The 6,512-nt window shown below is 24.5% G+C and carries 11 protein-coding genes; all 11 read left to right on the forward strand.

Annotated elements, in window-relative coordinates:
• On the forward strand, positions 1 to 735 hold a 735-nt coding region (locus ELQ12_RS09120), incomplete at its 5' end, for a hypothetical protein (RefSeq protein ID WP_243834148.1).
• A gap of 40 nt (positions 736 to 775) precedes the next feature.
• Positions 776 to 1,450 carry a hypothetical protein gene (locus tag ELQ12_RS09125; protein WP_052950204.1) on the forward strand — a complete coding sequence of 225 codons (675 nt, stop codon included), beginning with the start codon at positions 776 to 778 and terminating at the stop codon, positions 1,448 to 1,450.
• A gap of 4 nt (positions 1,451 to 1,454) precedes the next feature.
• A complete protein-coding gene (locus tag ELQ12_RS10450; protein ID WP_193551229.1) occupies positions 1,455 to 1,613 on the forward strand; it encodes a hypothetical protein in 159 nt (52 codons plus the stop codon).
• Positions 1,614 to 2,111: 498 nt separating this feature from the next.
• Positions 2,112 to 2,348, forward strand: coding sequence for a hypothetical protein (locus ELQ12_RS10455; protein ID WP_173405604.1), 237 nt, complete (start codon positions 2,112 to 2,114; stop codon positions 2,346 to 2,348).
• Between the two features lie 79 nt (positions 2,349 to 2,427).
• Complete coding sequence (locus ELQ12_RS10460; RefSeq protein ID WP_193551462.1) at positions 2,428 to 2,706, forward strand: hypothetical protein; 279 nt, start codon at positions 2,428 to 2,430, stop codon at positions 2,704 to 2,706.
• 45 nt (positions 2,707 to 2,751) lie between these two features.
• Positions 2,752 to 3,621 (forward strand): hypothetical protein, encoded by an 870-nt coding sequence (locus tag ELQ12_RS09135; protein WP_126219886.1) that lies wholly within the window; start codon positions 2,752 to 2,754, stop codon positions 3,619 to 3,621.
• An 83-nt stretch (positions 3,622 to 3,704) separates the two neighbouring features.
• Positions 3,705 to 4,541 carry a hypothetical protein gene (locus tag ELQ12_RS09140; RefSeq protein WP_126222883.1) on the forward strand — a complete coding sequence of 279 codons (837 nt, stop codon included), beginning with the start codon at positions 3,705 to 3,707 and terminating at the stop codon, positions 4,539 to 4,541.
• 106 nt (positions 4,542 to 4,647) lie between these two features.
• Positions 4,648 to 4,992: a hypothetical protein gene (locus ELQ12_RS09145; protein WP_126219895.1), complete on the forward strand. Its 345-nt coding sequence runs from the start codon at positions 4,648 to 4,650 to the stop codon at positions 4,990 to 4,992.
• Complete coding sequence (locus ELQ12_RS09150) at positions 4,982 to 6,058, forward strand: hypothetical protein (RefSeq protein WP_044780731.1); 1,077 nt, start codon at positions 4,982 to 4,984, stop codon at positions 6,056 to 6,058. Before ELQ12_RS09145 ends, ELQ12_RS09150 begins: the two co-directional genes overlap by 11 nt.
• Positions 6,059 to 6,060: 2 nt before the next feature.
• On the forward strand, positions 6,061 to 6,225 hold the full coding sequence (locus ELQ12_RS10465; protein WP_171824240.1) for a hypothetical protein: 165 nt from the start codon (positions 6,061 to 6,063) through the stop codon (positions 6,223 to 6,225).
• On the forward strand, positions 6,180 to 6,512 hold a 333-nt coding region (locus ELQ12_RS09155; RefSeq protein ID WP_193551043.1), incomplete at its 3' end, for a hypothetical protein. The genes ELQ12_RS10465 and ELQ12_RS09155, both read left to right, overlap by 46 nt.

Genomic DNA, 6,512 nt, shown 5'->3' on the forward strand with positions numbered 1-6,512 from the left:
CCTTGTGGTGTGCTTATAGCTTTGATTATTTTTATAAGCTTAACTTATCATTTTTTACAACGCCCTTTAGAGCTTATTTTTTGGGATAAGTATTATCATGAAAAAGAATATCAAAGTGCTAAAGATATGTATAAACTATTTAAGAGCAATGAAGAAGAATTTAAAAAAGTTTTTAAAGAACAAAACTTAAATCAAGAATTAAAAACAAATCAAAAAAAATTGTTAAATTATATGCATCATTTCAAAAGAGATTTTAAATTTATGCAAATTTTAGGTTTGGATAATGCTTATTTAGTAGCTCTTAAAAATAAGGATGTATTGTTTGGTTTGCAAATGCAAAACAATCTTGATTATTTTTATCTCGCATCCAATAGCACTGATTTAGAAGAAATTAATAATTATTTAAATATTGTAGATAATTTTCTTGTCTTTATGAGTGAAATTGAAAAATTACCGCCCAAGTATAATTTAGGTAAAATAATGTTTGAAATTAATTTTATGAATTATAATACTTTGTTTTTTGGATTTACTTTAGATACAAATTTTATGTGTTCTATACCTCAAAAAGAACAATTATTAGAAAATATGATAAATTCTTATGAAAAAATGGATTTATTTCATGATGTGGATTTAAAATTTCAAGATCAAGAATTATACGAAGCGATATATATAACAAAAGAACTTAATTATTTCATAAATATTGCCAAAGGAAGATTAAATGCATGTGGAAAATAATTTAAGTTTTAAAGATAATATTATAAATTAAGGAGTAATTATGAATTTATTTTACAAAATTTATTTTTTTATTTTATACCACCCTATAAAAGCTTTTTTTATTCTTGTCCTTATTGTGAGTTCTTTTTCTTTTGTTGATAAATTTATTCTACCTAAAAAAGAAAGGGAGCTATCTCCAATTATACAAATTGTAATAAAAGATTCTGAAAGCATCCCTGATTATATAAGCAATACCAAAAGCAAAGAAGTTTTTCTTTCCCAAAACCCAAGCTTAAAAGATTTATTTGAAAAAATGGCCACAGAATATCCTTTAAAATCAGGACTTAATTTTGGAAAACCTGAATACATTGCAGGAGTTGCCACTGTAGAAAAGGATTGGGGAGAATATATGGAAAAAATTTTAAAAGAAGATAGCGAAGAGCTCTTGAAAAAAGCTAACTCTTGTAAAATTATAGATGTAAAAAGTAAAATGCAATGTTTTATAGAAAAGATAAATTATGTTTTTAAGATTATAGACTCTCAAAGTGAAAATTGCACTCTTAATCTTATTAATAATAAAGATTTTTATAATAATCTTTATGAAGTAATTTACTTTGCTTTTTATGATGATGAATACGATAAAAATTTGAAAAAAGAAGAATATTTCTTTTCAAAAGCTTACTATGCAGCAAGGGTTTATTTTTTAACAAACAAACAATGCTTCATAATGGAGTAAAATAATGGATAAATTAAGCGAATTAAGAGAATCATTGACTTATGTCATACCACTACAAGAATTGTTAGAAAACGAAGATATTCTAGGAGAAGCTGTTAATAGATATATTAAAAAATCACTTAGCCATCTGGATTTAGTAGCAAATTTTATAGAATCAGAATAAGTATATCATAAGACTAAGAATTTTAGAAAAGCTGTAGTTCATTTTACAAGTAATTTAGTTAACGGTCCAATTATTGCAGTAGGTATTGTAGGTGGCATAAGAACTGGTCAAGTAGAAGTTGCTGTAATTACAATTATTTATGCAAATGATATTCCTGTCGCAATCAAGAATGCAACCAATAAAGCTTTCGATATCTATGATAATGTTTTAGATGCAATATTAGAATTTATTTTTGATGGTACAGCTTCTCGCATAATAACAAATTTTCTTAATTCTACATATGAAAAATTTCTTGCACCAAGAAATTTTAAGCAAATTTGCAATAGTCCAGAAGAATGTCAAATTTTACAACAAGATAATTTTCAAATTCTCATAAACGGTTTATCTCTCTTCACCCCACACCCCTACCCTAGCTATTCTAAAGAATACGAATTTGCCCTAGCAAAGAAAAAAGAACTTATAACTAAAACAAGCATAGCTTCTAATTCCTATAATTTTATGGATGAAGAGTATTTAAAAAACATACAAGATTTACAAGAACAAGAACAAATCATTGATCAAGAAGAACAAAAATATCAACTTGCTTTAAAATTTTACAAAGAAGATAATAAAATCAAAAATGAGATTTTTAATTCTTTATTTAAATCCTTAAATGAAAATCTAAGCTTTCAATTAAAACAAGAAAGAAATACTTTTTTTAAATCCAAATCAAAGTTTAAGCATTATCGCTACTAAAAAATACTCATTAAAGACTTTAAATTTACAAGATATTGATAATATTAATATCAACTCAGAATTTGCTTATTTAAGAACTTTGTTTTTATGTGAAGCTTTTTTAGTTTTAGATAATAATGATGAAGCTTTATTAAATGAGAAAATAGCTAAAGAAACTTTAGAATATGATGAGGATGAATACATTCTTTTCATTCTCCACAAAGCCAAATTAAACGATACTTATTTAAATGCAAGAAAAGAACTTTATAAAAGTATTGATGAATTTAAAAAACTTGGTTTTGAAGATTTAGAAAATGCTTATCAAACTTATATCCATTCTTTGATTGTAAATAAAGAAATAAAGATGACAATTTTATAATTAATGTTATAATGCAAAATAATATTATTTTTAAGGATAAAACCTTTGTTTAAATTCTCAAAAAAATCTTGGATTATCATTTTCATCTTGGTGGTTTTATATGTAGTTATTAGCAATATTTATGAATTGTTTAATTCTATGGAAGCTGATAATAACAAAGCAAGAGAAAATCTTAGTGCTTTAATTAAGTGGAGTGAAAACAAAGGTAAGGAAGAATTAGAATATGCTAAGAATTTAAGCAAAGAAAACTATAATCAAGAAAAAGTTACACAAATGATTATTAAAAATCTTAAGATGATACAAACAAGTATTGAAGATATGAAAACTTTAACCTCTTACTATCCTACAGAAGAAGATGTTGAGCTTATGAGACAAGCTGGACATGTTACAACAAATTCAAATACTGATATTATACTTTATCTTTTATACAATGAAAGAAATATCACAAATCATAAAACTTATTTTTTATTTGACAAGGAAAGATTTAAAGTTTTTGAAGATTTTTTATTTTTTCTAAATACTCGTTTAGAAGAGGATTTTTTACAAAAAGATATTCATAAGTTTGATAGCTTTGATGTAGTTAGAATCGGAATGTATATTAACGACCTAATTGGCTATAATAGTGGATTTACTAGTATGTATTTGAGTGAATTTTTACAAGATTATATTTGTGATTTAAATACCCCTAAAACTATGACAATTTTAAATGGTATGAGCAAAATTGATTTTACTTCTAATAGAATTTTATTATTTTTTAATAAAGAATTAGAAAAATATGCTTATACTGATGATAATAATTTAATAAAAAACCTTCAAAAATTGATCTATATTTTTAAAAAATTCAAACTTAACCAAAAACAAATCAATCAGCTCAATACCCTACAATCTAAACTAAAAGAATGCACAAATGAATGAGATAGAACTTAACACTCAAAATAAAACCTTAAACGAAACAGAAAAAAGCACAAAAACTATTTTTAAAATATCAAGGAATATAAATGAAAAAACCTTTTTATAAACTTAAAAGATTTTATATACCCTGTATTATATTAATCATAATACTCGCCGTGCTTGCAAAATTACTTTATTCTCCTTTATATACGATTTATTGGGGAATGTATCATTTTCCTAAAAAAGAACAAGAATTTAGAATTTTTGAAAAAATGACTTTAAATCCAAGTCCTAAAGATATGATTAAAATTGTAGATGATTATCAGCCTAAACTAGAAGACTTTAAAGATTTAAATGCAAAAATGCAAAAGACTATTTTTGATTTTAAGGTGGCTAAATTCTTTGGATTTGAGGATAGATATTTTGAATTTTCTCTTAAAAATTACATCGGGTTTTTTATTTTTTTGTATAGCAAAGAACAAATTTATTTTAATTATCTTAATTTCATAAGCGGTATAAATTCAACTTCCAATGAAAAGCAAAAATATTTAGCCCTAAGAGCAACTACCAAAAATTTAGAAAAACAAATTTTTGAAGAAAAACTTAAATTTATAAAACATTATGATGATTTTTATGATTATTTAGAGGGTGTAGGTTATTTGGATAAGGGAACTTGGTATAAAACTATGGCAATCTATCCAAAAATAACAATTCGGGGTCTTCTTTTGTTTCATAACAATCAATTATGTTCTTTTGAAGATAGAAACTTAATGTTTAATCAAATAAAGAGAAGTTATAATATATTCATTAACTTAGATCCAGATGGCTCAAAACTTCCTGATAAGACACTCGGGAAAGAGTGGAAAGATTACCGCAAAAACACATCAATCTTTATAGAAAATACGATAAATGAAATCCAAAAGGCTTTAGATGAATGCAAATGAAAACAATGCTAATAATGAGAATAATACTATTAATATTGAAGAAAGTATAAAAGAAGCTTTAAGAGAGGGGCAAGAAATTGTAGAAAATGGTAAAGGAATAAGATAAATGTCGCTTTATAAAGAATGTGAAGTTTGTAAAACAAAAATCAATAAATTACAAAATATTTGGAATATATTCTCAGGCAAATTAGAAATAAAATGCAAAAATTGCAAAAGTAAATATGGTGTTTCTAGTAAGATTATAAACTGGATATATGATACTTTTGTATATTTATTGCTTATTCCAGATAGTATGCTTTTAATTATAATATTTTTTGGTGGATATTTTTTTGTCAAATATGGATTATTAGTAGTGCTTTACTTATTAGCAATTATCCTTCTCGTTAGAAAACTAATAAATATTGTTTTACTTCTTCTTTGCAAATTAAAAAGGATAGAAAATGAGAGATAAATTTTTAAAAAGAGTATTAAAATTATGTTTTTTTACATTTTTTATTTGCAACGCTGCTTATGCTTTGTGCACTGATGAGTTGAGCGATGAGGATTTAAAATTTATACAAAATGCAAATTTAAATCAAGTTAATTTTAAATGCAACATAAACAATCAAACATACTACTATAACAACCTTACCCGAAAAGAATATTTACAAAACTTAGAAGAACTTAAGGCGATTTATTTTAATCTGAACAAAGAAGAATTAAAAACACTAAGCTATATCATCTATATTAATGAAGCACTTTTTTATCTAAAACTTGATTTGAATTTTTTTAAAAACTTTTTTTCTGTGCAAAAAAACGATATTTCAAACCTTGAAAGCTTAAGAAATTCTCATTATAAGCAAATAGAAAATAGTCTGACATTAAATCAGAAAGAAAAATTACAAAACTCTTTTGTTTTAGCAGATCAAATTTTGCAAAAAAACGCAATTGCAAAGGATTATACTAATATTTCCTCTAAGCTTATAGAGCAGAGCAAACAAGAAAATAAAGAAATTTTAAAGTATATTGAAAGTTCAAACAAAGATATCTTCTCTCTTAAAAATATCAATCAATTAACCTTTCTTTATAATGCAAATTTACTTATAAATGAGGCTAAAAATTATCCACAAAGATCAGCTCTTGCTTATGATAAAAATGAAGCATTAAAACTTTTAGAAATACTTTTAAAAACAATGAATAAAATTTCAAATAAAGAAGATAAGCTTGTGCTTTTACAAGGTGCTTTGATTACTTACAATAAAGCAATATCAAGCTTAAATATTGATTTACCACTAAATGAACAAAAATATAAAAAAATAATCAAAAGAAAAGAATATATTATTTTAATGGGACGATTTTTTCAAAGTGATGCGTTTACTTATTTTAATACCAATATAAAAAGAAAATTTGATTTTAAAGATGATTTTATTCAAATTTTTCCAAAAAGAACGAGTGAAATTTTAAAACTCATTGCAATTTACAATCAAACAAAAAAAACTTTAATGCTTACAAAGAAAGCTTTAAAATATAAGGAATAAATATGTCAGATAAAGATGACTTAATAATACCCGAAGAGATTAGACAAGCTTGGGATGAAATAGAACCTATTTTAGATTATGGAAATACTATTTTAGAAACTTTCAATTCTTGCGGATTAATTTGCAAAAAATTCCTATTACTGGCGATGTTATCAATTTTATTTTAGTTTGGGATGAAGAAAAAAGCGTAAGCAAAGCTATAGCTAATTTAGGAATAGATAGAATAGCTGATTTAACAATTATCATCTCCTCCATTATGGATTTGGGAATGACACTTGATAACATAAAAGATATTGAAAACTCTAGAGAAGAAGCTAAGAAATTTACTTTTAATTTAATTGATTCTTTCACAAGTAATAAAACTTATAAATTTAATACCCACTCTCTCTACCCCTACTACAAAAACATACAAAATTCCTTTACTCCTTTATGTTCTATAGATAATAAAAATAGT

This window comes from Campylobacter sp. US25a (assembly GCF_004379075.1).
GTDB lineage: Bacteria > Campylobacterota > Campylobacteria > Campylobacterales > Campylobacteraceae > Campylobacter_D > Campylobacter_D jejuni.

Excerpts from the sequence above, each read along its gene's own strand:
- ELQ12_RS09125 (WP_052950204.1), top strand. The coding sequence starts at position 776 with ATGAATTTATTTTACAAAATTTATTTTTTTATTTTATACCACCCTATA.
- ELQ12_RS10450 (WP_193551229.1), top strand. The coding sequence starts at position 1,455 with ATGGATAAATTAAGCGAATTAAGAGAATCATTGACTTATGTCATACCA.
- ELQ12_RS10455 (WP_173405604.1), top strand. The coding sequence starts at position 2,112 with ATGGATGAAGAGTATTTAAAAAACATACAAGATTTACAAGAACAAGAA.
- ELQ12_RS09140 (WP_126222883.1), top strand. The coding sequence starts at position 3,705 with ATGAAAAAACCTTTTTATAAACTTAAAAGATTTTATATACCCTGTATT.
- ELQ12_RS09145 (WP_126219895.1), top strand. The coding sequence starts at position 4,648 with ATGTCGCTTTATAAAGAATGTGAAGTTTGTAAAACAAAAATCAATAAA.
- ELQ12_RS09150 (WP_044780731.1), top strand. The coding sequence starts at position 4,982 with ATGAGAGATAAATTTTTAAAAAGAGTATTAAAATTATGTTTTTTTACA.
- ELQ12_RS10465 (WP_171824240.1), top strand. The coding sequence starts at position 6,061 with ATGTCAGATAAAGATGACTTAATAATACCCGAAGAGATTAGACAAGCT.